Here is a 23,766-nt window from a genome sequence, read left to right as displayed (position 1 = left end):
CCGGAGGCGCTCCCGATGGTCGTGCCGGCCCCCGGTCTGCCCGCCCGGGTGCGCATCCACGAGGTGGGCGCGCGGGACGGGCTGCAGAACGAGAAGGCGACCGTGCCCACGGAGGTGAAGGCCGAGTTCGTCCGGCGGCTCGCCGACGCGGGGCTGACCAGGATCGAGGCGACGAGCTTCGTGCACCCCAAGTGGGTTCCCCAACTGGCGGACGCCGAGGAGCTGTTCCCGCTCGTGCGCGATCTGCCCGGGGTCGAACTCCCGGTGCTCGTGCCGAACGAACGCGGCCTCGACCGCGCCCTCGCGCTCGGCGCCCGCCGTATCGCCGTGTTCGCCAGCGCCACCGAGGCCTTCGCCAAGGCCAACCTGAACCGCACGGTGGACGACGCGCTGGCCATGTTCGAGCCGGTGGTGACGCGGGCGAAGAAGGCGGACGCGCAGGTGCGCGGCTATCTGTCGATGTGCTTCGGCGACCCCTGGGAGGGCGCCGTCCCGATCCACCAGGTCGTCCATGTCTGCACGTCCCTGCTGGAGATGGGCTGCGACGAGCTGAGCCTCGGCGACACGATCGGCGTCGCGACTCCGGGCCACGTCCTGGAGCTGCTGGCCGCGCTCAACGAACAGGGCGTCCCCACCCCGGTGTTGGGCGTGCACTTCCACGACACCTACGGCCAGGCGCTCGCCAACACCCTGGCCGCTCTCCAGCACGGCGTCACCACCGTGGACGCCTCCGCGGGCGGCCTCGGCGGCTGCCCGTACGCCAAGTCCGCCACCGGCAACCTCGCCACCGAGGACCTGGTGTGGATGCTCCGGGGTCTCGGCATCGAGTCCGGAGTCGACCTCGACCGTCTCACCGCCACCAGCGTGTGGATGGCCGATCAACTGGGCCGACCCAGCCCGTCCCGCACCGTCCGCGCCCTCTCCCACAAGGACCAGTGACCGCCATGGACCACCGTCTCTCCCCCGAGCTGGAAGAACTCCGCCGTACGGTCGAGGAGTTCGCGCACGACGTCGTCGCGCCGAAGATCGGCGACTTCTACGAGCGGCACGAGTTCCCGTACGAGATCGTCCGCGAGATGGGCCGCATGGGCCTGTTCGGCCTGCCGTTCCCCGAGGAGTACGGCGGGATGGGCGGCGACTACCTCGCGCTCGGCCTGGCCCTGGAGGAACTGGCCCGGGTCGACTCGTCGGTCGCGATCACCCTGGAGGCCGGGGTGTCGCTGGGCGCGATGCCGATCCACCTCTTCGGCACCGACGCCCAGAAGGCCGAGTGGCTGCCCCGGCTCTGCTCCGGCGAGATGCTCGGCGCCTTCGGCCTGACCGAGCCGGACGGCGGCTCCGACGCGGGCGCGACCCGGACGACGGCCCGCCTGGACCCGGACACCGACGAATGGGTGATCAACGGCTCCAAGTGCTTCATCACCAACTCCGGCACGGACATCACCGGCCTGGTCACGGTCACCGCCGTCACCGGCCGCAAGCCCGACGGCAAGCCCCTGATCTCGTCGATCATCGTGCCGTCCGGGACGCCCGGCTTCACGGTCGCGGCACCGTACTCGAAGGTCGGCTGGAACGCCTCGGACACCCGCGAGCTGTCCTTCGCGGACGTCCGCGTCCCGGCGGCCAACCTGCTCGGCGAACAGGGCCGCGGCTACGCCCAGTTCCTCCGCATCCTGGACGAGGGCCGCATCGCCATCGCGGCGCTCGCGACCGGTCTCGCGCAGGGCTGCGTCGACGAGTCGGTGAAGTACGCCAGGGAACGGCACGCGTTCGGGCGGCCGATCGGCGCCAACCAGGCCATCCAGTTCAAGATCGCGGACATGGAGATGAAGGCCCACACCTCCCGCCTCTCCTGGCGCGACGCGGCCTCCCGCCTGGTCGCGGGCGAGCCCTTCAAGAAGGAGGCGGCCCTCGCCAAGCTGTACTCCTCCACGATCGCCGTCGACAACGCCCGTGACGCCACCCAGGTCCACGGCGGCTACGGCTTCATGAACGAGTACCCGGTGGCCCGCATGTGGCGCGACTCCAAGATCCTGGAGATCGGCGAGGGCACGAGCGAGGTCCAGCGGATGCTGATCGCCCGCGAGCTGGGCCTCGTCGGCTGAGGAGACGGCGGCCACCGCCCTCTCCCGTACGACGGGCTCGCCGGGCGCGCGGCCGACGCGCCCGGCGGGGCCCGTCCCGCGCCGCCGTCCGTCACGCGCCGCCGCGCCGCCGGAGCGTCGCGAGCAGACGGTCGACGAGGTGGCCCTTGCGTTCGATCGTCACGTCGAAGTAGGCGGCGCTGCGCTCGGAGCGGCACACGCCGTGCACGGTGTCCTTCGCGGCCCGCTTCAGCGTCACGGCCTCCTCGGCGAGCGCGAGCAGCGTGCGCCGCAGGTGGGGGTGGCCGAGAACGTGCGGTGTGACGTCCTCGCCGGGCGGCGGGCCGCCGTCCGCGCCGAGGAGTTCGAGGACGACCCGGTTGCCCGGGCCGTCGACGTCCTCGCGGGCGTGCGCGCCGCCGAGTTCGGGGACGAAGACGGTGAGGTCGTTGAACAGCTGGCTGGCGAGGCCCAGTTGGCGCATCGCGCGGTCCAGGGCGAGCCGGTCGTCCTCGACCACCCGCAGCCCGGCGACCGCCGCGTCGAGCGGCATCCGGAACAGGGTGCCGGTCTTGAGGGCGGCCGTCGACTCCCAGAAGTCGACCCGGGCGGCGCGCGGGGCCGCCGACAGCTCCGCGCGGGTGAGCGCCGTACGCGAGGACAGGTCGGCGGCCTGTCCGGTGAAACCGTCGCCGACCGCGCGCACCAGGCTGTCCACGACGGCGGGGTCGGCCGCGTGCCGGAGCGCGGACATGATCAGCCAGGCGCCGGTGTTGAGGGCGAGCGGGGTGCCGTGGGTGGTGTGCAGGGCGGGTTCGCCGTAGCGGACGTCGCTGCCGTCCTGGATGTCGTCGAGGGCGACCGCGGCCTTCAGCAGGATCCGCACGGCGACCGCGGTGCGCCGGATCACCGCGAGGTCGGCGCCGCTCTCCGGCTCCTGGGGGAAACCCCGGTAGTTGCGGTAGGCCCAGTACACCAGCGAGGGCCGCAGCGGGGTCCGGCCGCCGGGTGCGCCGGGCGCGGGGGCGAGCGCCTGCTGGCCGGTCTTGGAGCCGAGGGCGTCGGCGACCGGTTCGTGGAGCGCGCGGCGCAGGGCGGTGTCGTGGACGGAGCCGGGTGCCGCCCGCGCCGGGGCGGTCAGCGTGTCGAGGAACGCGGCGAGGTCGTCCTCCAGGAGGGCCGCGTCACTCCGTACGACCGCTTGCACGTCCGTCGCGTCCATCGTGGTTGCCCCTCCGCCGACGACCGAACACCCGCGCGCTGACTGCCCTGTGCAGGATCTTGATCACAACGGGTGTGCGGGACAAGGCGGTTGACGGCCACATCGGCCGGGGCGCGACCCACGAGCCGGGTGCGGGCCGGGCGGAAGGCGGCCTCAGGGGCGGTGTGGACGAGGGCGGCGGCGACCCGCCCACTGGACACTTGGTGAGGTTAGGCTAACCTACCTTCGAATTGTCCGGCGGGCGCTCCGCCCTGTTCGAAAGCAGCCATACATGTCCAACGCCCGTGCCACTCACCTCTCCCGCCGCGGCATCCTCGCCGCGGGCGGCGCCCTCGGCCTCGGCGCCGTGCTCGCGGCCTGCGGCGACGACGACGCGAAAAGCGGTGGCTCGGACAAGGAGACGACGGCCGCCAAGTCCGGCCCCTGGACCTTCAAGGACGACCGCGGCCAGACCGCGAGGACGGACACGACCCCGGCGACCATCGTCTCGTTCATCGGTGTCGCCGCCGCGCTGCACGACTACGGCATCGAGTCCAAGGGCGTCTTCGGACCGACCAGGCTGAAGGACGGCAAGGCCGACGTGCAGGCCGGCGACCTGGACATCAGCAAGGTCACCGTCATCGGCAACGAGTGGGGCCAGTTCAACATCGAGAAGTACGCGGCCCTGGCGCCCGACGTCCTCATCAGCACGATGTTCGACTCGGCGGGCACGCTCTGGTACGTCCCGGAGGAGTCGAAGAAGAAGATCCTCGCCGTGGGAGCGCCGTCCGTCGGCATCTCGGTGTACGACGTGCAGCTGCCGACGCCGTTGCAGCGGATGCTCGAACTCGCCAAGTCCCTCGGCGCGGACACCACGTCGGCCACCATCACCGCGGCGAAGAAGCGGTTCGAGGACGCGGCGGCCCGGCTGCGCGCCGCGGCCAAGGCCAAGCCCGGCATCAAGGTGCTCGTGGGGTCCGCGAGCCAGGACATCTTCTACGTCTCCGGGTCCAACCTCTCCATCGACCTGGAGTACTTCAAGGCGCTCGGCGTGAACTTCGTCGAGCCGGCCGCCTCCGCGCTCAAGGCGAGTGGCGGCTGGTACGAGAACCTGAGCTGGGAGAACGTCGACAAGTACGGGGCGGACGTCATCATGATGGACAACCGGACCTCGGCGATCCAGCCCGCCGACATCACCGAGGGCACCTGGAAGAAGCTGCCCGCAGTGAAGGCCGGGCAGGTCATCGCCCGCAACCCCGAGCCGATCCTGTCCTACGACAAGTGCGCGCCCCTGCTCGAGGACCTGGCCAAGGCGATCGAGAGCGCGAAGAAGGTCAGCTAGCCCTGAGGTGGCCGCACTCCGGTGGGGCGCTGCGCGCCGGCGGCGGCCGGTCGCGCGGTTCCTCGCTCCCCCGGGTGCGCATCCCTGACGCCGACCCAGGAGTCACCCCCATGACCACGGCCCTTGCCGCCCCGTTCCGCATCTTCTCTCTCCACGTCGTGCGGACGGAGCGGCTCGGGCCGTCCCTGGTCCGGGTGACCTTCGCCGGGGACGATCCGGCGTCCTTCCTCTCCGACGGGTGCGACCAGTCCCTGTCGTTGCTCCTGCCGCATCCGGGGCACTCCGTGCCCGCCTCCCGCTGGGCCTCGCGTGCCGGTGCGGGTGACCGGGTGGTGCTGCTCGGGCCCGTCGTCGCGGACAACCGGGCGATCCGGTTCCGGCCGCCGGAGGACACCGATCCGGTAGTCACCCGGGGCGACGAGACCGCCCCGCCGGCCGTGTCCGCCATCCTCGAAGGGCCGCCCGCGGGCCTGCGCGCCCGGGTCTGGGACCGCGAGGACCCCCCTTGGCTCTCGGCGCCCTTCGTGCCGCCCGCCCCCCTCCGCCGAGCGGCCGTACGTGTGGATCGCGGGCGAGTCCGGTCAGGTCAAGGCGCTGCGGCGGCACTTCGCGGGTGAGCGGGCGATCGACCGGCGCCGGGTGACCTTTGCCGGGTACTGGCGGCAGGGGTTCGGCGAGGAGCAGGTGCGCGAGGCCGGGTGACGGCACGCGGGACCGCCGTGGCGTGAGTGACGGCTGTCACGGGAGCGGTGCGCCGTCTCGACGTTAAGTTAGGTTAGGCTTACCTAAGTTGATGTTGCGGAACCCCGCCGCTCACTGTCCCGCACGGACTTCCCCACCGGAGGACCCCCACATGCGCTCGCACCTGCTCAATGACACGACTGCGGAGCACTACCGCCGCTCCGTGACGGAAGGCGTGGAGCGGGTGGCGGCCAAACTCGCCACCACCGAACGACCGTTCACCGGCGTCACGGTCGACGCCCTCTCCTCCCTCATCGACCGCATCGACCTCGACCGCCCGCTGCACGACACCACCGCGGTGCTCGACGAACTGGACGAGGTCTACCTGCGCGACGCGATCTACTTCCACCACCCGCGCTACCTCGCCCACCTCAACTGCCCGGTCGTGATCCCCGCGGTCCTCGGCGAGGCGGTGCTCTCCGCCGTCAACTCCTCCCTGGACACCTGGGACCAGTCGGCCGGCGGCACCCTCATCGAGCGCAAACTGATCGACTGGACCAACGAACGGATCGGCCTCGGACCGCACGCCGACGGGGTGTTCACCTCCGGCGGCAGCCAGTCCAACCTCCAGGCGCTGCTGCTGGCCCGCGAGGAGGCCAAGACCGACAGCCCGGCCACACTGCGCGTCTTCGCCTCCGAGGTGAGCCACTTCAGCGTGAAGAAGTCGGCGAAACTGCTGGGCCTCGGACCGGACGCCGTCGTCTCGATACCCGTCGGCGCCGACAAGCGCATGCAGACGGTCGCGCTCGCCCGCGAGCTGCACCGCTGCAAGGACGCCGGACTGGTCCCCATGGCCGTCGTCGCCACCGCCGGCACCACCGACTTCGGCTCCATCGACCCGCTGCCCGAAATCGCCGCCCTCTGCGAGCAGTTCGGCGTGTGGATGCACGTCGACGCGGCCTACGGCTGCGGACTGCTCGCCTCGCTGAAGCACCGGAACCGGATCGACGGCATCGAGCGCGCCGACTCGGTCACCGTGGACTACCACAAGTCCTTCTTCCAGCCCGTGAGTTCGTCCGCCCTGCTGGTCCGCGACGCCGACACCCTGCGGCACGCGACCTATCACGCGGACTACCTCAACCCGCGCCGCATGGTGCAGGAGCGCATCCCCAACCAGGTCGACAAGTCCCTCCAGACCACCCGCCGCTTCGACGCGCTCAAGCTGTGGATGACGCTGCGCGTGATGGGCGCCGACGGGATCGGCCAACTCTTCGACGAGGTCTGCGAGTTGGCCGCCGAGGGGTGGAAGCTGCTGGCCGCCGACCCGCGCTTCGACGTCGTCGTCGAGCCCTCGCTCTCCACGCTCGTCTACCGCTACATCCCGGCCGCCGTCACCGACCCGGCCGAGATCGACCGCGCCAACCTCTACGCCCGCAAGGCCCTGTTCGCCTCCGGTGACGCGGTGGTCGCGGGCACCAAGGTCGCGGGCCGCCACTACCTGAAGTTCACCCTGCTCAACCCCGAGACGACGACCGACGACATCGCCGCCGTCCTCGACCTGATCGCCGGCCACGCCGAGCAGTACCTGGGAGACTCCCTTGACCGCGCTTCCTGAACCCGCCACCACGGTCCACGACTTCGTGGGCATCGGGCTCGGTCCCTTCAACCTCGGCCTCGCCTGCCTCACCGAACCCATCGCCGAACTCGACGGTCTCTTCCTGGACTCGAAGCCCGCCTTCGAGTGGCACGCCGGGATGTTCCTCGACGGCGCCCACCTCCAGACGCCGTTCATGTCGGACCTCGTCACCCTCGCCGACCCGACCTCGCCGTACTCCTTCCTCAACTACCTGAAGGAGAAGGGGCGTCTGTACCCCTTCTACATCCGCGAGAACTTCTACCCGCTGCGCGTCGAGTACGACGACTACTGCCGCTGGGCCGCCGACCGGCTCACCAACGTGCGCTTCAGCACGACGGTTTCGGAGGTGACGTACGAGGACGGGGTCTACGTCGTCCACACCGAGGCCGGCGACGTGTTCCGCGCCCGGCACCTGGTCCTGGGCACCGGCACCCCGCCGTACCTCCCCGAGGCCGTCGCGGGTCTGGGCGGCGACTTCATCCACAACTCCCGCTACGTGCAGCACAAGGCGGAGCTGCAGGCCAAGGAGTCGATCACGCTGGTCGGCAGCGGCCAGTCCGCCGCCGAGATCTACTACGACCTGCTCAGCGAGATCGACGTCCACGGCTACGAGTTGAACTGGGTGACGCGCTCGCCGCGCTTCTTCCCGCTGGAGTACACGAAACTCACGCTGGAGATGACCTCTCCGGAGTACATCGACTACTTCCACGCGCTGCCGGAACAGACCCGCTACCGCCTCACGGCCGAGCAGAAGGGCCTCTTCAAGGGCATCGACGGCGACCTCGTCAACGACATCTTCGACCTGCTCTACCAGAAGCGGGTCGGCGGCGCCGTCCCCACCCGGCTGCTCACCAACTCCGCGCTGAACAGCGCCACCTACCGCGACGGAGCGTACGAACTGGGCCTCCGCCAGGAGGAGCAGGAGAAGGACTACAGCCTGCGCTCGCAGGGCCTGATCCTCGCGACCGGCTACAAGTACGCCGAGCCGGAGTTCCTCAAGCCCGTCCACGAGCGGCTGCGCTACGACTCACGGGGCAACTTCGACATCGCGCGCAACTACTCCATCGACACCACGGGCCGCGGCGTCTTCCTCCAGAACGCCGGCGTCCACACCCACAGCATCACGTCCCCCGACCTGGGCATGGGCGCGTACCGCAACGCGTACATCATCCGCGAACTGCTCGGCACCGAGTACTACCCGGTCGAACAGACCATCGCCTTCCAGGAGTTCGCCGTTTGACGTCTCCCCGCCCTTGGGGGCGGGGCTCCCACAGCTTGCGCCATGGTCTTTCCTGCTTCGTCGCCGACAGCCCGCCCGGAGGAATTCCGTTGAGGTCTCACACCGGCTCCACAGGCCGACACCGCCAGCCCGGCGGCCAGAATGTTCTCAGCGGCGTTGTGGTCCCGGTCATGGCACGTGCCGCATCCTTCGCACGTCCATTGCCGGACGCCGAGCGGCAGTGCCTCCCGGATCAGACCGCACAGCGCGCATGTCCTGCTCGACGGGAAGAAGCGATCGACCACGACGAGTTCGCGCCCGTACCAGGCACACTTGTAGTCCAACATCGACCGCAGCTCGGCCCACGAGGCATCCGCGATGGTGCGTGCCAGCGTGTGATTTCTCATGAGGCCGCGGACAGGCAGATCCTCGATCACCACCAGTTGGTTTTCCTGGACGAGTCGAGTGGTCAGCTTGTGCAGGTGATCACGCCGCCGATCGGCGATCCGCGCGTGAATTCTCGCTACCTTCTCACGGGCCTTCGCCTGGTTCCTGGAACCCTTTTCCTTACGGGCGAGCTCTCTCTGAGCTGCGGCCAGACGAGCCGTGTCTCTTTTGTGAAATCTCGGGTTGGTCACCTTCTCGCCCGTGGACAGAGCGATCAGGCTGTTGATTCCGACATCGATCCCGATGGCACTGTCCCCGGCAGGAAGAGCCCGTACTCCGGCATCCTCCACCAGGATGGACACGAACCAGCGCCCGGCCGAGTCGCGCGACACGGTCACGGTGCTCGGCTCCGCGCCGTCGGGCAGACGGCGCGACCATCGGATATCGAGCGGAGTGTCCATTTTGGCGAGGGTCAGACGACCGTCGCGCCACGTGAACGCCGACCGGGTGTATTCGGCAGCCGCCCGAGACTTCTTCCTCGATTTGAACCGCGGGTACTGTGCGCGCTTCGTGAAGAAGTTCGAGAACGCCGCCTGCAAATGTCTCAGCGACTGCTGGAGCGGCACAGAAGACACTTCGGCCAGGAAGGCCAGGTCTTCTTCCTTCTTCCATTCCGTCAACATCGAAGACGTGGCCGCGTAGGAGACTCTCCGCTTCTCCTCCGTCCACGCCCGACTACGAACGTCCAATGCCATGTTGTAGACCTTGCGTACACACCCGAACGTCCGGAGCAGCTCAACAGCCTGCTCCGTGGTCGGATAGAAGCGGTACTTGAATGCCCGCTTCACGCGCAGAGTCTCCATTCTTCAAACGCTAGCCGTCCCCACGGCGGCCTGGCGCTGTTTTCATGAAAGAGCACAAGGAGACCCCGATGAGCGCCGTCTTCCACGTCGGCAGCTTCACCTTCCGCCCCCTGGACCCCCTCCAGGACGCCGAGTTGCTGCACCGCTGGGTCACCCATCCCAAAGCCGCCTACTGGATGATGCAGGACGCGCGGCTGGAGGACGTCGAGCGGGCCTACATGGAGATCGCGGCCGACGAGCACCAGCACGCGCTGCTGGGGCTCGACGGGGACGGTGTGCCCGTCTTCCTGATGGAGTACTACGACCCGCGCCACCGCGAACTGGTCGGTCTGTACGAGCCGTCGCCCGGTGACATCGGGATGCACTTCCTGACGCCGGCCACCGAGGCGCCGGTCCACGGGTTCACGCGCGCGGTGATCACCGCGGTGATGGCCCGGCTCTTCGAGGACCCGGCCGTGGCGCGTGTCGTCGTGGAGCCGGACGTGTCGAACACCGCCGTGCACGCCCTGAACGAGACGGTCGGGTTCGTGCCCGAGCGAGAGATCCGGAAGCCGGAGAAGAAAGCCTTGTTGAGCTTCTGCACACGGGAGCAGTTCCTGACCGCGACGGCGGCGACGGCGGCGACGGCGGCGACGGCGGTGTCCTCATGAGCCTCGTCGACGCCGTGGCCCACCTCTCCCCCGAGCGCTGGGAGAAGGCCAACCGCCTCCTGATCCGCAAGGCCCTCGCCGAGTTCGCGCACGAGCGGCTGATCACTCCCGAACCGGACGAGAAGGACGGCGGCTCGTACGTCGTCCGCAGCGACGACGGGCTGACCCGCTACCGGTTCGCCGCCACCCGGTACGCCCTCGACCACTGGCAGGTCGACGCCGAGTCCATCACCCGGCACCGCGACGGCGCCGAACTCCCGCTGGCCGCGCTGGACTTCTTCATCGAGCTGCAGAAGGCGCTCGGGCTGAGCGAGGAGATCCTGCCGGTCTACCTGGAGGAGATCTCCTCCACCCTCTCCGGCACCTGCTACAAGCTCACCAAGCCGCAGCTCCCGGTCGCCGAGCTGGTGAAGAGCGACTTCCAGGCCATCGAGACGGGGATGACCGAGGGCCACCCCTGCTTCGTCGCCAACAACGGCCGCCTCGGCTTCGGCATCCACGAGTACCTCTCGTACGCCCCCGAGACCGCGAGCCCGGTCCGGCTGGTGTGGCTGGCCGCGCACCGCTCCCGGGCCGCGTTCACGGCGGGTGTGGGCATCGAGTACGAGTCGTTCGTACGGGCCGAGTTGGGCGCCGGGACCGTCGAACGGTTCGGGCGGACCCTGGCCGACCGGGGCCTGGACCCCGACGACTTCCTCCTCATCCCCGTCCACCCCTGGCAGTGGTGGAACAAGCTGACCGTCACCTTCGCCGCCGAGGTCGCCCGCGGCCATCTCGTGTGCCTCGGCGAGGGCGACGACGAGTACCTCGCCCAGCAGTCCATCCGGACCTTCTTCAACCGGTCGAACCCCGAGAAGCACTATGTGAAGACGGCCCTGTCCGTCATCAACATGGGCTTCATGCGCGGTCTTTCGGCCGCGTACATGGAGGCGACCCCGGCCATCAACGACTGGCTCGCCCAGCTCATCGACAACGACCCGGTGCTGAGGTCCACCGGCCTGTCGATCATCCGCGAGCGGGCCGCCGTCGGCTACCGCCACCTGGAGTACGAGGCGGCGACGGACCGCTACTCGCCGTACCGCAAGATGCTCGCCGCGCTGTGGCGCGAGAGCCCGGTCTCCTCGCTCCGGGAGGGCGAGTCGCTGGCGACGATGGCCTCGCTGGTGCACCGGGACCACGAGGGCGCGTCGTTCGCCGGCGCGCTGATCGAGCGGTCGGGGCTGACTCCGGTGGAGTGGCTGCGGCGGTATCTGCGGGCGTACTTCACCCCGCTGCTGCACAGCTTCTACGCCTACGACCTGGTGTTCATGCCGCACGGCGAGAACGTCATCCTCGTCCTGAAGGACGGTGTGGTCGAGCGCGCGATCTACAAGGACATCGCCGAGGAGATCGCCGTCATGGACCCGGACGCGGTGCTGCCGCCGACGGTGGAGCGGCTGCGCGTCGAGGTTCCCGAGGACAAGAAACTGCTGTCGATCTTCACCGACGTCTTCGACTGCTTCTTCCGCTTCCTCGCCGCCGACCTGGCCGCCGAGGGCATCCTGGAGGAGGACGCCTTCTGGCGTACGGTCGCCGACGTCACGCGCGCGTACCAGGACGCGGCACCCGAACTCGCCGACAAGTTCCGGCAGTACGACATGTTCGCCCCCGAGTTCTCGCTGTCCTGCCTCAACCGCCTCCAACTGCGCGACAACCAGCAGATGGTGGATCTGGCGGACCCCTCCGGCGCGCTCCAGCTCGTCGGCACCCTGAAGAACCCCATCGCCGGGTTCTGACCGCACAGACAGGCGGGCACCCCGGGGTACGGTCCCCCGGGGTGCCCGCCCCTGCGCCGTGATCAGGCGGTTCGCGTGTCGACTACCGGGCGGGCCAGGGCACTTGGGGCGAGCGGTAGTAGTCGATCCCGAGCGCGTCCCAGCGTGGCGCCTGGGCCGCGAGCCGCACCTTGTAGGCGTCCCAGTCGTGCGTCGACGCCGGCGACCAGCCCAGCTCGGCCACGCCCGGGAGCCTGGGGAAGGCCATGTGATCGAGGTTCGCGCTGGTCACCAGCGTCTCCGACCACAGCGGTGCCTCGACGCCCCGGATCGCCGAACCCGGCACTCCGGCCAGGTAGTTGCCCGGGTTCCAGTCGTAGGACCGCTTGACCTCGACGAGTCCGGCCCAGTCCTGGCCGAGCGGGGTGTCCTCGGTGTACTTCATGTCGAGGTAGACGCGGTCGGCGGGCGAGAGGATCAGCCCGGTGCCGTTCCGCGCGGCCTCGGCGACCTGTGCCTTCTCGGCGGCGTCGGTGTCGTCGAGTCCCCAGTACTGGGCGAGGGCGCCCGGCACGGGGTGGGCGCCGGTGATCTGGTGCCAGGCGATCACCGTCTTGCCGTACTTGGTGACGATCGGCTGCACCCGGTCCATGAACTTGACGTAGTCGTCATGGCTGGTGGAGTGCGCCTCGTCGCCGCCGATGTGGAGATAGCGGCCCGGTGTGATCGCGGCGAGCTCGCGGACCACGTCGTCCACGAAGCGGTACGTGAGGTCCTTGCCGACGCAGAGCGAGCTGAAGCCGACCTCCGTGCCCGTGTAGAGCGGGGGTGCGACGCCGTCGCAGTTCAGGTCGGCGTAGGAGGCGAGGGCCGCGTTCGTGTGGCCCGGCATGTCGATCTCGGGCACCACTTCGAGGAAGCGCGAGGAAGCGTAGCGGACGATCTCCCGGTAGTCGGCCTTGGTGTAGTGGCCGCCGGTGCCGCCGCCGACCTCGGTCGAGCCGCCGTAGGACGCCAGGCGGGGCCAGGAGTCGACGGCGATGCGCCAGCCCTGGTCGTCGCTGAGGTGCAGATGCAGTTCGTTGATCTTGTAGAGGGCCAACTCGTCGATGTAGCGCTTGACTTGGCCGACGGTGAAGAAGTGCCGGGAGACGTCGAGCATCGCTCCGCGGTAGGCGTAGCGCGGGGAGTCCTCGATGGTGCCGCCCGCGATCCGCCAGGGGCCGGGCTGCCGTGAGGTCTTCTCGACGGCGGCGGGCAGGAGTTGGCGCAGGGTCTGCACGCCGTGGAAGAGTCCCGCGGGCCTGCTCGCGGTGATGGTGACGCCGCCGGGTGTGCTGTTGAGCCGGTATCCCTCGTCGCCGAACGTGCCTTTGGCCAGGCGGAGTTGGATGCCGCCCTTGCCGCGGGTGGTGACCGGCAGCCGGTAGCCGGTGGAGGGCCGCAGGATGCCCGCGAGGTACTCGCCGATCCGCCGCGACTCCCGCGATTCGCCCACCCGGATGCGGGTGACGCCGGTGATCCGGTACGGCTGCCCGGCGGGCGCGACCTTGGCGGGCGCGGGGATCACCCGGCCCAGCGGGGTGACGGCTGCCGCGGCTCCGGCCGGGGGTGCGGCACCGGCGACGGAGACGCTCGCGGCGGCGACGAGCAGCAGCGAACCGAGGAGCCGGGTCGTCCGGCGGCGCTGTCTCACAAGGTGTCTCACAAGCGGTCCCTTCCTTTGGACTTCCTGTGCGTCCGGACAGGTACAGACCATTCTGTCGGCTGGGCGATGGAACAATCCCCTCTATGGCGGAAATCATCCAGAAGGACGGCACCTGGGTCTTCGACGGCGACGCCCTGCGGCTGACTCCCGGGCGGGACAAGAACGTCGGCCTGTTCCGCAAGACTCTCGGCGAACTCGTGGTCCCGCTGGGCGCGTTGGCGGGGGTCTCCTTCGAGCAGGGCCGCAGGTCCGGGCGGCTGAGACTGCGGCTGCGCGACGGCGCGGACCCGCTGCTGCACGCCACCGGCGGCCGGCTCGCCGAGGGCGACGACCCGTATCAGCTCCCCGTCGAGTCGGACCGGTACGGGGTCGCCGAGTACTTCGTGGACGAGGTGCGGAGCGCCCTGCTGCTCGACCGGGTGCCGGCCGGTCCGGTGGACGCGTATCTGCTGCCGGGCCCGGCCGTTCCGCTGTCGGTGTCCGCCGGGGACGGCACGGCGAGCTTCGACGGCGAGCGCGTACGGCTGGAGTGGAACTGGAAGACCGAGGACGCCAAGTCCGCGGCCGGCGTCCGCACGCTGGCCGTCGCGGATCTCGTCGGCGTGGAGTGGCGGCCGTCGGCCGGTCTGGAGAACGGCTACATCCGCTTCACCGTGCGCAACGCGCCGACGAAGGCGCCGCCCAAGTACGACCCCAACTCGGTCGAGCTGTGGGGCTTCAAGAAGGATCCGCTGATGGCGCTGATCGCCGCGGCCGTCCAGGCCCGTCTGCCGCATCCTGCGGCCGAGGCCGACGTACGCCCTGAACAGCCGGTGTCCGTGGGGCAGTTGGCGGACGCGGCGGGGGACGGGCATGACGCGCTGCTGCGGCGGCTGCGGGAGCTCGGGGAGCTGCACCGGGACGGGGTGCTCACGGACGACGAGTTCGCGATGGCCAAACAGGCGGTCCTCAAACGTATGTGAGGACCGCCCGCCGGACGGGTCGCGCCCTGCCTTCCGGGCGTAACTCGTGGTGTCTCAGGGCTACTTGGCCTTGCGGGCGACCGTGAAGCGGTCGACCTCGGCGCCGGTCTCGGCGATGCCGCGGACCGTCAGGGTGGTCGTACGGCCCCTCGGGGCGGGCTCGACGTCGACGCGGAGGAACGAGTAGTTGAGGTAGCGCACACGCGACCAGGCGACCGTCTCGTTGACCTTGCCGTCCTTCGTGTTGATGAAGGCGGCGACGGAGTCGACCTCGTTGAGGTGGCCCTCGTAGGAGTCGGGGGCGGAGAACGCGTACAGGCTGCGGCCGGCCGCGCCCGCCGTCACGTAGACGACGCCCTCGGTCTCCGGGTACGCCGTGCCGCCGATCGGCAGCTTCTTGGTGACCGCGTTCTTCTTGATGACGTCGGTGCGCTCGTACTGGTGGTTGTGGCCGTTGATGACCAGGTCCACCGTGTACTTCTCGAACAGCGGTACCCACTCGTTGCGCACTCCCCCCTCCGAGGAGTGCGCCGTCGAGGTGCAGTACGCGCAGTGGTGGAAGAAGATCACCACGAAGTCGATGTCCTTGGACGCGCGGAACTTCTTGAGCTGCGCCTCCAGCCACGTGGTCTGGGTGCCGCCGGAGATGCCGAGGTTGGCCGGGATCTCGAAGGACACGTCGTTGGCGTCCAGCGAGATGACCGCCGTGTTGCCGTAGACGAAGGAGTAGACGCCCGGCAGGTTCTTCTTGTCGGGGCCGTTGTCCGGCAGGTTCCAGCGGGCGTCCTCGCCGCCGTAGCCGTTGGGCGAGTACCAGGCCTCCATGTCGTGGTTGCCGTAGGCGGGCATCCACGGCACGGACTTGGCGACGGACTCGGTCTGCGCGAGGAACTGGTCCCAGATGCGCGAGTCGAAGCCGGTGTCGGCGGTCTGGCCCTGGCCCGCCGGGTCGGCGTACGCGATGTCGCCGGCGTGCAGGTGGAAGGCCGGGTTCTGGGCGAGCAGCAGGCTGTCGTTGGCGAGGCCGTGGTAGCCGACGCCCTCGTCGCCGAAGGCCGTGAAGGTGAACGGCTTCTTGTGGTCGGGGGCGGTGGTGAAGGTGCCCAGGGTGCCCAGCAGGTGGGGCTCGGCCGGGTCGAAGCCCGCGTGGCCGACGCCGTAGTAGTAGGTGCGGCCCGGGCGCAGGTGGGTCAGTTTGGCGTGCAGGTAGTACTGGGTGTGGTCACCGCTCGCGCCGACGCCCGCCGGGGTGTACAGCGTGCGCACCTCGGCCTCGATCTTGCGGGAGAGGTCCCAGGGGTGCGCGCCGATGCGGACGAACGGTTTCCTGACGTTGGTCGGGACCTGCCAGGAGACCGTCACCTCCGTGCCCGGGTCGTTGCCGAAGGCGAGGTGCCGGCCGAACGGGGAGACGAGGGCGCCGTCGGCCGCCGACGCGGTGGAGGCGGAGGCGTAGGTGGCAGAAGCCTGGGTGGGGACGGCCGCCTGGGCGACGGCGCCCGGCACGAACACGCCGCCCGCGACGGCGCCGAGGGTCACGGCGCCGCCCCTGATCATCGTGCGCCGCGAGAATCTCGCGCGCAGGTACTCGTGCTGTTCCGCCATGCTCATGCGCTCGGCGAGCTCGGCGGGTACTCCCATACGAGGAATGTCCATGGCGACTGAAACTCGTCGACATGGGCGACCGCGCGCAAGACACAGGATGGACAGCTTACGAACAGAGCCCCATAAGACTTTCAACAGCCCGTTGCCCGATATCGGGCAGGATTCTTGCAAACCTTCCTCCGGTACCCCAGGATCAACCGGGTGCACGACGAACTCGTTGATCATCTGACGCGCTCCACGACCCTCAACCGGGGCGAGGCACTGCGGGTGATCCAGGACGTGCTCGCCTACTTCGACGAGACGACCGAGGAATACGTCCGTCGCCGCCACCGCGAGCTCCAGGCCCAGGGCCTGGTGAACGCGACGATCTTCGACCGGATCGAGGCGGACCTGAAATACCGGGCCGTGGCCCCGCCGGAGCTGACGCTCCGGCAGCTGCGCCGGATCGTCTACGGCTAGGAATACCTATACATGTGCGGAATCGTCGGATACATCGGCAGGCGTGACGTGGCTCCGCTCCTGCTGGAGGGCCTCCAGCGGCTGGAGTACCGCGGCTACGACTCCGCGGGCATCGTCGTCACCACCCCGAAGACGGCCGGCCTGAAGATGGTCAAGGCCAAGGGCCGGGTCCGCGACCTGGAGGCCAAGGTCCCGGCACGCTTCAAGGGCACCACCGGAATCGCCCACACCCGCTGGGCCACGCACGGCGCCCCCTCCGACGTGAACGCCCACCCGCACATGTCCGCGGACAGCAAGGTCGCCGTCGTCCACAACGGCATCATCGACAACGCGTCCGACCTCCGGAAGAAGCTGGAGGCGGACGGCGTCGAGTTCCTCTCCGAGACCGACACCGAGGTCCTCACCCACCTCGTCGCCCGCTCCCAGCAGGAGAAACTGGAGGACAAGGTCCGCGACGCGCTCCGCGTGATCGAGGGCACCTACGGCATCGCCGTCCTGCACGCGGACTTCCCCGACCGCATCGTGGTGGCTCGAAACGGCTCCCCGGTGGTCCTCGGGATCGGCGAGAAGGAGATGTTCGTCGCCTCGGACATCGCCGCACTGGTGACGCACACCCGCCAGATCGTGACCCTGGACGACGGCGAGATGGCCACCCTCAAGGCCGACGACTTCCGGACATACACGACCGAGGGCACCCGCACCACGTCCGAGCCGACCACCGTCGAGTGGGAGGCCGCCTCCTACGACATGGGCGGCCACGACACCTACATGCACAAGGAGATCTTCGAGCAGGCCGACGCCGTGGACCGCGTGCTGCGCGGCCGCATCGACGACCGCTTCTCCACCGTGCACCTCGGCGGCCTCAACCTGGACGCCCGCGAGGCCCGGCAGATCCGCCGCGTCAAGATCCTCGGCTGCGGCACCTCGTACCACGCGGGCATGATCGGCGCCCAGATGATCGAGGAACTGGCCCGCATCCCCGCGGACGCCGAGCCCGCCTCGGAGTTCCGCTACCGCAACGCCGTCGTCGACCCGGACACCCTGTACATCGCGGTCTCCCAGTCCGGCGAGACGTACGACGTGCTGGCGGCGGTCCAGGAGCTCAAGCGCAAGGGCGCCCGCGTCCTCGGCGTGGTGAACGTCGTCGGCTCGGCCATCGCGCGCGAGGCGGACGGCGGCATGTACGTCCACGCGGGCCCCGAGGTCTGCGTCGTCTCGACCAAGTGCTTCACCAACACCACGGTCGCCTTCGCCCTGCTGGCCCTGCACCTCGGCCGCACCCGCGACCTCTCGGTCCGCGACGGCAAGCGCATCATCGAGGGCCTCCGCAAGCTCCCGGCCCAGATCACCGAGATCCTCGACCAGGAGGAGGAGATCAAGAAGCTGGCCGCCGAGTACGCCGAGGCCCGCTCCATGCTCTTCATCGGCCGGGTCCGCGGCTACCCGGTGGCCCGCGAGGCCTCCCTGAAGCTCAAAGAGGTCTCGTACATCCACGCCGAGGCCTACCCCGCCTCGGAGTTGAAGCACGGCCCCCTCGCGCTGATCGAGCCGGCCCTCCCCACGGTCGCGATCGTCCCCGACGACGACCTCCTGGAGAAGAACCGCGCCGCCCTGGAGGAGATCAAGGCCCGCAGCGGCCGCATCCTCGCGGTGGCCCACCAGCACCAGGAGAAGGCCGACCAGACCGTCGTCGTCCCCAAGAACGAGGACGAGCTGGACCCGATCCTGATGGGCATCCCGCTCCAACTCCTCGCATACCACACGGCGTTGGCGCTGGGCCGGGACATCGACAAGCCCAGGAACCTCGCGAAGTCGGTCACGGTGGAGTAAGCGTCCCCGCACCGGCCGACGAGACAAAGAGGACCCCCACGTGTCGCCTCACACACGCGGGGGTCCTCTCAGCTGCCGGTCAGCCAGTCGCCGTCACGCCCCGACCAGCAGCCCGTCGAGGGAGAACCGTCGGCCAGTGCGCCAGGGCCGCCGTCGCCGCATACCAGGCGACAGCCCCCGCGGCGACCCCGAACCATCCCCCGACCTTCCCCAGCCCGTCGTTCCCGGCGAACTGGGCGATCGCGAGCAGCACGAGCGACACGAAGAACAACCCGTAGGTTCCCTGCGTGAGTTGGTCGCCGCCCGCGAGCGTCACCGAGAGCGCGACGAGGGCGAACAGGACCAGGAACAGCCCCGCCGCGTTGTCCGACGCGGAGTTGCCCGCGGAGACGGCCCAGGTGAACCAGAGCGCGCCGAACGCGGTGAACGCCGTACCACTGGCCGTGTCGCCGTCGCGGAAGGCGAGCAGTCCGACGAGGAAGAGGGCGACTCCGCCCACGTAATGGGCGACTGACACGGCATCAGCCGTGGAGACGCCGTTGATGACATCGGTGTACCCGAGGCCGAAGGCCAACAGGGTGATTCCCAGGGCGAGTCGGCCGACGATCGAGGTGGTGCTTCCCGCGGAGACGTCATTGTCCACGGCGGGCTCCCTTCATGCATGCGCGTTGGTGCGTGTGACCGATATATGCCCTTCACAAGGGCACAAACACCTCTGCGCAGCAGGGAATTCAGGGACGGCCGAAGAACGCGGACAAGGCCGCGGGGCATCCCGGCGGCAGGTCAGGGGATGACGATGACCGGCCGCTGCGCCCGCTTGGCGAGCCGCCCGGCGACGGAGCCGAAGATGCGTCCGACGATGCCGTGCGTGGAGCCCACGACGATCGCGTCCGCCTCGTACTCCCGCCCCACCTCTTCGAGTTCGTGGCAGATGTCGCCGCCGCGCTCGACCAGGATCCAGGGCACCTCCGCCAGGTACTCGGCGCACGCCAGCTCCAGACCCAGCACCTCGGTGCGGTGGTCCGGGACGTCGACGAAGACCGGTGGCTCGCAGCCCGCCCACACCGTGGTGGGCAGCCGGTTGGCGACATGGACGATGATCAGCCCCGAGCCCGAGCGGTGGGCCATGCCGATCGCGTAGGCGAGGGCACGCTCACTGGACGTGGAGCCGTCGAAGCCGACGACCACACCGTGCTTGAACGCGGGGTCGCAGGAATGACGTGCTTCTTCCGCCGCCAGGGGCTCGGCCGCCGTGGGATCGGCGACGGGCCGCTTGCGGTCCGCGGGTTCGAAAGATTCGTGACCGGCCATGGGTGTCTCGGCGTTTTGATCCTCTTGGGAGGGGACAGCAGGGTGCGGCGGAGCTGTGTCCGGGAATCATCTTCCCAAGCCCATACCCCCAAGGGTACGGCGGCACTCCTCCTTAGCCCATATCCCGCGCACGCTCCGGCGGAGTTCCCCGGAGCATGCACGAGGGGCGCCCGTAACGCAATGGTTGCTGCCCCGTACAGGCGGTTTGCACAGGATTCACTTATCCGCACACACCGATGGACTGCCCTACAGTGACCGACGGATCGAACACGCGTTGAACCCGGCGAGCCGCCGCCCCAGGGAGCACGCCATGTCCGGACACCGTACGACGACCTCCGAGTCACACCCCGGCCCGGACACCGCGACCGATGTGGTGCGCTGGGCGGTCTTCAGCTGTGTCCTGGTCCCCCTCGTCCTCCTCTGGTACGGCACCTCCCTCGCCGGTGCCACGGGGACGGCACTGGGCCTGGCAGCCGTCACCGCCGCCTGCCGGGTGCTGCTGCGCCGGTCCGAGCGGAGCACCGTACGACTGCTGGCCGAAGAACAGCCCCCGCTCCGCGGCCACCGGCACCGGGCCGGGGCGGGGGCGCGCAGGGGCGGCCGGCGCGCCGGGGGAAGTACACCGGTCGACTGACCGGTTTCCGCGCACGCGCCCGACGCTTTTCAGCCAACTTCCGGTCACCGCACATCTGTTGTCCGAACCACCCCCCAACCCCCGTTCCACCTGCACCGAAAGGGTCTGGGAGGGCGTGCGCACCCTACGGGGATTGGCCACTACGACGAGGCGTACTTCCCTGCACGGCCCACGAGTGCAACGCTTCGTGATCGAATGCTTCACGCCAAGTTGCCATGTCGACAATGTGCCGGTTGCCGAACTGGTCACCCCGGCACCACTGGACACAGTAGATTCGATCTTGACGTCTTACGGCGGGGGACTCGTGCAGGACCGAGGGGAAACGTGCTGGAGCGACAAGCCCGACAAGTTAGGGGCGACGCGACCACCGAGGGGGGCTTAGCAGTATGAGCCACGACTCCACTGCCGCGCCGGAAGCCGCTGCCCGGAAGCTTTCCGGGCGACGCCGCAAGGAGATCGTCGCGGTGCTGCTGTTCAGCGGCGGCCCCATCTTCGAGAGTTCCATACCGCTGTCGGTGTTCGGGATCGACCGGCAGGACGCCGGGGTTCCGCGCTACCGCCTTCTTGTGTGCGGTGGCGAAGAAGGACCGCTGCGCACCACCGGCGGGCTGGAACTCACCACACCGCATGGGCTGGAAGCGATCTCACGGGCGGGCACCGTCGTCGTGCCGGCCTGGCGGTCGATCACCTCGCCACCGCCGGAGGAGGCGCTCGACGCCATCCGCCGCGCGCACGAGGAAGGGGCCCGCATCGTCGGCCTGTGCACCGGCGCCTTCGTGCTGGCCGCCGCGGGCCTGCTGGACGGCCGCCCGGCCACCACCCACTGGATGTACGCGCCGACGCTGGCCAAGCGCTATCCGTCGGTGCACGTCGACCCCAGAGAGCTCTTCGTCGACGACGGGGACGTCCTGACGTCGGCCGGCACGGCGGCCGGAATCGATCTCTGTCTCCACATCGTGCGGACGGACCACGGCAACGAGGCGGCCGGCGCGCTCGCCCGCCGGCTGGTGGTCCCCCCGCGCCGAAGCGGCGGTCAGGAGCGCTACCTCGACCGGTCTTTACCAGAGGAGATCGGCGCCGACCCGCTCGCGGAGGTCGTCGCCTGGGCGCTGGAGCACCTCCACGAACAGTTCGACGTGGAGACCCTGGCGGCTCGCGCGTACATGAGCAGGCGTACGTTCGACCGCCGCTTCCGCTCGCTCACCGGGAGCGCTCCCCTGCAGTGGCTGATCACGCAGCGGGTGCTCCAGGCGCAGCGCCTGCTGGAGACGTCGGACTACTCGGTGGACGAGGTCGCGGGCCGCTGCGGCTTCCGCTCGCCGGTGGCCCTGCGGGGACACTTCCGGCGGCAGCTGGGCTCGTCGCCCGCCGCCTACCGGGCCGCGTACCGGGCCCGCAGGCCCCAGGGCGACAAGCAGGTGGACGCCGACGGCACTCCCGGCCAGCCCGGCGGCCCGGCGTCGCTGGGTCCGGCGGGCCTGCCGCCCGCGCTGCACCCGGACGGCCCGGTGCCGATGCAGTCACGGCGTACGGCGGCGAGCGCGCTGTCGGCGGCGACCACCGCCTCGGTGGAGAACGGCCGTGAGGCGTACGCCACCAGCCGGGCGGCGAGCCTGCCCGGCCAGCGGAGCGCGACCTAGGTCCGCCACAGGTGTGACGGGACTCTCCCGGAGGCCTCCCCGAGGGGCCTCCGGGAGTTTTCGCGTGCCCCCGGACCACAAGGCGGGCGCACGATCGGCCCAGCCGGGCGGCCCGCACCTTAGGGTGAGACACATGAACGATCGCATGGTGTGGATCGACTGCGAGATGACCGGCCTCTCGCTGTCAGACGACGCTCTCATCGAGGTGGCCGCCCTCGTCACGGACTCCGAGCTGAACGTGCTCGGCGAGGGGGTGGACATCGTCGTCCGCCCGCCGGACCGGGCACTGGAGACGATGCCGGACGTAGTGCGCCAGATGCACACCGCGTCCGGCCTGCTCGACGAACTGGCGGGCGGCACGACGCTGGCCGACGCCGAGGAACTGGTCCTGGCGTACATCCGGGAACACGTCAAGGAGCCGGGCAAGGCCCCGCTGTGCGGCAACTCGGTCGGCACCGACCGCGGTTTCCTGCTCCGTGACATGCCGACCCTGGAGGAGTACCTCCACTACCGCATCGTGGACGTGTCCTCGGTGAAGGAGCTGGCCCGCCGCTGGTACCCGCGGGCGTACTTCAACAGCCCCGAGAAGAAGGGCAACCACCGGGCCCTCGCCGACATCCGCGAATCCATCGCCGAGCTGCGCTATTACCGCGAGGCGATCTTCGTCCCGCAGCCCGGACCCGACTCGGAGACGGCCCGCACGATCGCCGCCAAGCACGTCCTGCCGGCGCAGTAAAAGGCGTGCGCGAGCACCCCTTCGGACCCTGTACACTTTTTCTCGGCCGGTCGGTAAGCCTTCGAGTGAACGACCGGGCATGGTGGGTGTAGCTCAGCTGGTAGAGCACCTGGTTGTGGTCCAGGAAGTCGCGGGTTCAAGTCCCGTCACTCACCCTGAGTAATCAGCCGGTGACTCCGGAAACGGAGTCACCGGCTGATTCGTTTTCCGGCGCGGCCCACGGCGACGAGATCAGGTGGCGGCGCGCCACGCGGCCGTGAACTCCCTTACTCCAGCGAAGCGTTCGGCCGGGTCGGGGCGGGTGGCCCGGTCCAGTACGGCGAGCTGGGCCGGCGTGCCGCGCCAGGCCCGTTCGCCGTCTCCGGCGTCGAGGAGGAGGCGGGCGGTGCGGGCGAGGGCGTAGACCGTGGTGCGGATGTCGATGCGGGCGCCGTGGTGCCACTCCTCGGGGGCCATGAAGCGGGCCGAGCCCGGGAGGCGGTCCTCCTGGAGGACGAAGGGGCCGGGGCGGTACTCGTCGAGGTCGATCAGGCGGAGGACGTCGGCGCCGAAGTCGTGCAGGAAGGCGCCGTCGTAGAGGTCGACGGCGACCATGCCCGCGGCCTCCACCGCGAGGTGCGCGTCCAGGACGCGGTCGACCGCGCGCAGGACGGAGGCCAGCGGCAGGGCGCGGAAGCGGGCGCGGGCGGGGCCGTAGAGGGACTCGCCGGGGTGCCAGGGCATGACGGCCGCCGTGTGGGCGCCCGCGACGGTGATGCGGTGGAGCTGGGGGACGATCGCCGGGTGCCGGACCGCGCGGTGGAAGGTCCAGGCGCGGTCGAGTGAGGCCTGGGCGGCGGGAGTTGTCGCCTCCTTCACGAACCAGCGTTCGCCGTCCGGGAGTTGGACGCCGTAGGAGACGCAGCCGGAGTCCTGGTCGCGGAAGGCCCGGAAGAGTGTGCCCACCGAGCGGAGGTACGGCTCGGTCGCGGGGATGCCGTCGACGCCGAGGAGGGGGTGGGGACCGGGCAGAGGAGTGCTCCTTTCCGTGGGGCCGCCGGGAAGGGACAGGGACCGCATAAGTG

20 protein-coding genes, 1 tRNA gene and 1 pseudogene are annotated in these 23,766 nt (G+C 69.8%); 15 read left to right on the top strand and 7 right to left on the bottom strand.

What is annotated here, in order from left to right:
- Positions 1-15 precede the first annotated feature (15 nt).
- Entirely contained in the window at positions 16-939 is a 924-nt protein-coding gene (locus ACIPTO_RS12295; protein WP_366314447.1) for a hydroxymethylglutaryl-CoA lyase, read from the top strand.
- A gap of 5 nt (positions 940-944) precedes the next feature.
- Positions 945-2,105, top strand: a complete 1,161-nt coding sequence (locus tag ACIPTO_RS12290; RefSeq protein ID WP_366313217.1) for an acyl-CoA dehydrogenase family protein — start codon at positions 945-947, stop codon at positions 2,103-2,105.
- 91 nt (positions 2,106-2,196) lie between these two features.
- On the opposite strand, the gene ACIPTO_RS12285 is transcribed toward ACIPTO_RS12290, so the two are convergent.
- Positions 2,197-3,306 carry a polyprenyl synthetase family protein gene (locus ACIPTO_RS12285; protein WP_401191143.1) on the bottom strand — a complete coding sequence of 370 codons (1,110 nt, stop codon included), beginning with the start codon at positions 3,304-3,306 and terminating at the stop codon, positions 2,197-2,199.
- Positions 3,307-3,577: 271 nt separating this feature from the next.
- On the opposite strand from ACIPTO_RS12285, the gene ACIPTO_RS12280 reads away from it, so the two are divergent.
- From ACIPTO_RS12280 to ACIPTO_RS12265, 4 genes and pseudogenes are all read left to right on the top strand, one after another.
- Positions 3,578-4,627, top strand: a complete 1,050-nt coding sequence (locus ACIPTO_RS12280) for an ABC transporter substrate-binding protein (protein WP_401191141.1) — start codon at positions 3,578-3,580, stop codon at positions 4,625-4,627.
- A gap of 110 nt (positions 4,628-4,737) precedes the next feature.
- A pseudogene (locus ACIPTO_RS12275) lies at positions 4,738-5,329 on the top strand (siderophore-interacting protein).
- A gap of 151 nt (positions 5,330-5,480) precedes the next feature.
- Positions 5,481-6,923, top strand: a complete 1,443-nt coding sequence (gene desA, locus ACIPTO_RS12270; RefSeq protein WP_401191139.1) for a lysine decarboxylase DesA — start codon at positions 5,481-5,483, stop codon at positions 6,921-6,923.
- Positions 6,907-8,184 carry a SidA/IucD/PvdA family monooxygenase gene (locus ACIPTO_RS12265; protein WP_366313207.1) on the top strand — a complete coding sequence of 426 codons (1,278 nt, stop codon included), beginning with the start codon at positions 6,907-6,909 and terminating at the stop codon, positions 8,182-8,184. The genes desA and ACIPTO_RS12265 overlap by 17 nt, the downstream gene beginning before the upstream one ends.
- On the opposite strand, the gene ACIPTO_RS12260 is transcribed toward ACIPTO_RS12265, so the two are convergent.
- Positions 8,139-9,413, bottom strand: a complete 1,275-nt coding sequence (locus ACIPTO_RS12260; RefSeq protein WP_401191137.1) for an RNA-guided endonuclease InsQ/TnpB family protein — start codon at positions 9,411-9,413, stop codon at positions 8,139-8,141. The genes ACIPTO_RS12265 and ACIPTO_RS12260 overlap by 46 nt on opposite strands.
- Before the next feature lie 68 nt (positions 9,414-9,481).
- Here ACIPTO_RS12260 and ACIPTO_RS12255 point away from each other — a divergent pair, with 68 nt between their 5' ends.
- Together ACIPTO_RS12255 and ACIPTO_RS12250 are read left to right on the top strand one after the other, a co-directional pair.
- Entirely contained in the window at positions 9,482-10,063 is a 582-nt protein-coding gene (locus ACIPTO_RS12255; protein WP_401191135.1) for a GNAT family N-acetyltransferase, read from the top strand.
- Complete coding sequence (locus ACIPTO_RS12250) at positions 10,060-11,838, top strand: IucA/IucC family protein (RefSeq protein WP_401191133.1); 1,779 nt, start codon at positions 10,060-10,062, stop codon at positions 11,836-11,838. The genes ACIPTO_RS12255 and ACIPTO_RS12250 overlap by 4 nt, the downstream gene beginning before the upstream one ends.
- A gap of 82 nt (positions 11,839-11,920) precedes the next feature.
- Here ACIPTO_RS12250 and ACIPTO_RS12245 read toward each other — a convergent pair whose 3' ends face one another.
- Entirely contained in the window at positions 11,921-13,513 is a 1,593-nt protein-coding gene (locus ACIPTO_RS12245; protein ID WP_401192102.1) for a beta-N-acetylhexosaminidase, read from the bottom strand.
- A 95-nt stretch (positions 13,514-13,608) separates the two neighbouring features.
- Here ACIPTO_RS12245 and ACIPTO_RS12240 point away from each other — a divergent pair, with 95 nt between their 5' ends.
- Positions 13,609-14,487 carry a DUF4429 domain-containing protein gene (locus ACIPTO_RS12240; protein ID WP_401191131.1) on the top strand — a complete coding sequence of 293 codons (879 nt, stop codon included), beginning with the start codon at positions 13,609-13,611 and terminating at the stop codon, positions 14,485-14,487.
- 60 nt (positions 14,488-14,547) lie between these two features.
- Here ACIPTO_RS12240 and ACIPTO_RS12235 read toward each other — a convergent pair whose 3' ends face one another.
- Complete coding sequence (locus ACIPTO_RS12235; RefSeq protein ID WP_366313199.1) at positions 14,548-16,128, bottom strand: metallophosphoesterase family protein; 1,581 nt, start codon at positions 16,126-16,128, stop codon at positions 14,548-14,550.
- 165 nt (positions 16,129-16,293) lie between these two features.
- On the opposite strand from ACIPTO_RS12235, the gene ACIPTO_RS12230 reads away from it, so the two are divergent.
- Positions 16,294-16,551, top strand: a complete 258-nt coding sequence (locus tag ACIPTO_RS12230; RefSeq protein ID WP_266768966.1) for a hypothetical protein — start codon at positions 16,294-16,296, stop codon at positions 16,549-16,551.
- Between the two features lie 12 nt (positions 16,552-16,563).
- Positions 16,564-18,381: a glutamine--fructose-6-phosphate transaminase (isomerizing) gene (glmS, locus tag ACIPTO_RS12225; RefSeq protein ID WP_366313197.1), complete on the top strand. Its 1,818-nt coding sequence runs from the start codon at positions 16,564-16,566 to the stop codon at positions 18,379-18,381.
- 79 nt (positions 18,382-18,460) lie between these two features.
- Here the strand turns inward: glmS and ACIPTO_RS12220 are convergent, their stop codons facing one another.
- Positions 18,461-19,024: a GPR1/FUN34/YaaH family transporter gene (locus ACIPTO_RS12220; protein WP_401191128.1), complete on the bottom strand. Its 564-nt coding sequence runs from the start codon at positions 19,022-19,024 to the stop codon at positions 18,461-18,463.
- A gap of 140 nt (positions 19,025-19,164) precedes the next feature.
- A complete protein-coding gene (locus tag ACIPTO_RS12215) occupies positions 19,165-19,692 on the bottom strand; it encodes a universal stress protein (RefSeq protein WP_366313193.1) in 528 nt (175 codons plus the stop codon).
- A gap of 310 nt (positions 19,693-20,002) precedes the next feature.
- Here ACIPTO_RS12215 and ACIPTO_RS12210 point away from each other — a divergent pair, with 310 nt between their 5' ends.
- From ACIPTO_RS12210 to ACIPTO_RS12195, 4 genes are all read left to right on the top strand, one after another.
- Positions 20,003-20,326, top strand: a complete 324-nt coding sequence (locus tag ACIPTO_RS12210) for a hypothetical protein (protein ID WP_401191126.1) — start codon at positions 20,003-20,005, stop codon at positions 20,324-20,326.
- A gap of 386 nt (positions 20,327-20,712) precedes the next feature.
- Positions 20,713-21,966, top strand: a complete 1,254-nt coding sequence (locus tag ACIPTO_RS12205) for a helix-turn-helix domain-containing protein (RefSeq protein ID WP_366313189.1) — start codon at positions 20,713-20,715, stop codon at positions 21,964-21,966.
- Positions 21,967-22,099: 133 nt separating this feature from the next.
- Complete coding sequence (gene orn, locus ACIPTO_RS12200; protein ID WP_366313187.1) at positions 22,100-22,702, top strand: oligoribonuclease; 603 nt, start codon at positions 22,100-22,102, stop codon at positions 22,700-22,702.
- An 82-nt stretch (positions 22,703-22,784) separates the two neighbouring features.
- Positions 22,785-22,857 (top strand) — tRNA-His (locus tag ACIPTO_RS12195).
- Positions 22,858-22,933: 76 nt separating this feature from the next.
- On the opposite strand, the gene ACIPTO_RS12190 is transcribed toward ACIPTO_RS12195, so the two are convergent.
- Positions 22,934-23,761 (bottom strand): serine/threonine protein kinase, encoded by an 828-nt coding sequence (locus tag ACIPTO_RS12190; protein ID WP_401191123.1) that lies wholly within the window; start codon positions 23,759-23,761, stop codon positions 22,934-22,936.
- Positions 23,762-23,766 lie beyond the last annotated feature (5 nt).

The organism is Streptomyces sp. NPDC090083 (assembly GCF_044747445.1).
Classification (GTDB): Bacteria; Actinomycetota; Actinomycetes; order Streptomycetales; family Streptomycetaceae; genus Streptomyces.
Note: the sequence above shows the minus strand (reverse complement) of the source record. Positions and strands in the feature narration are given on the sequence as shown.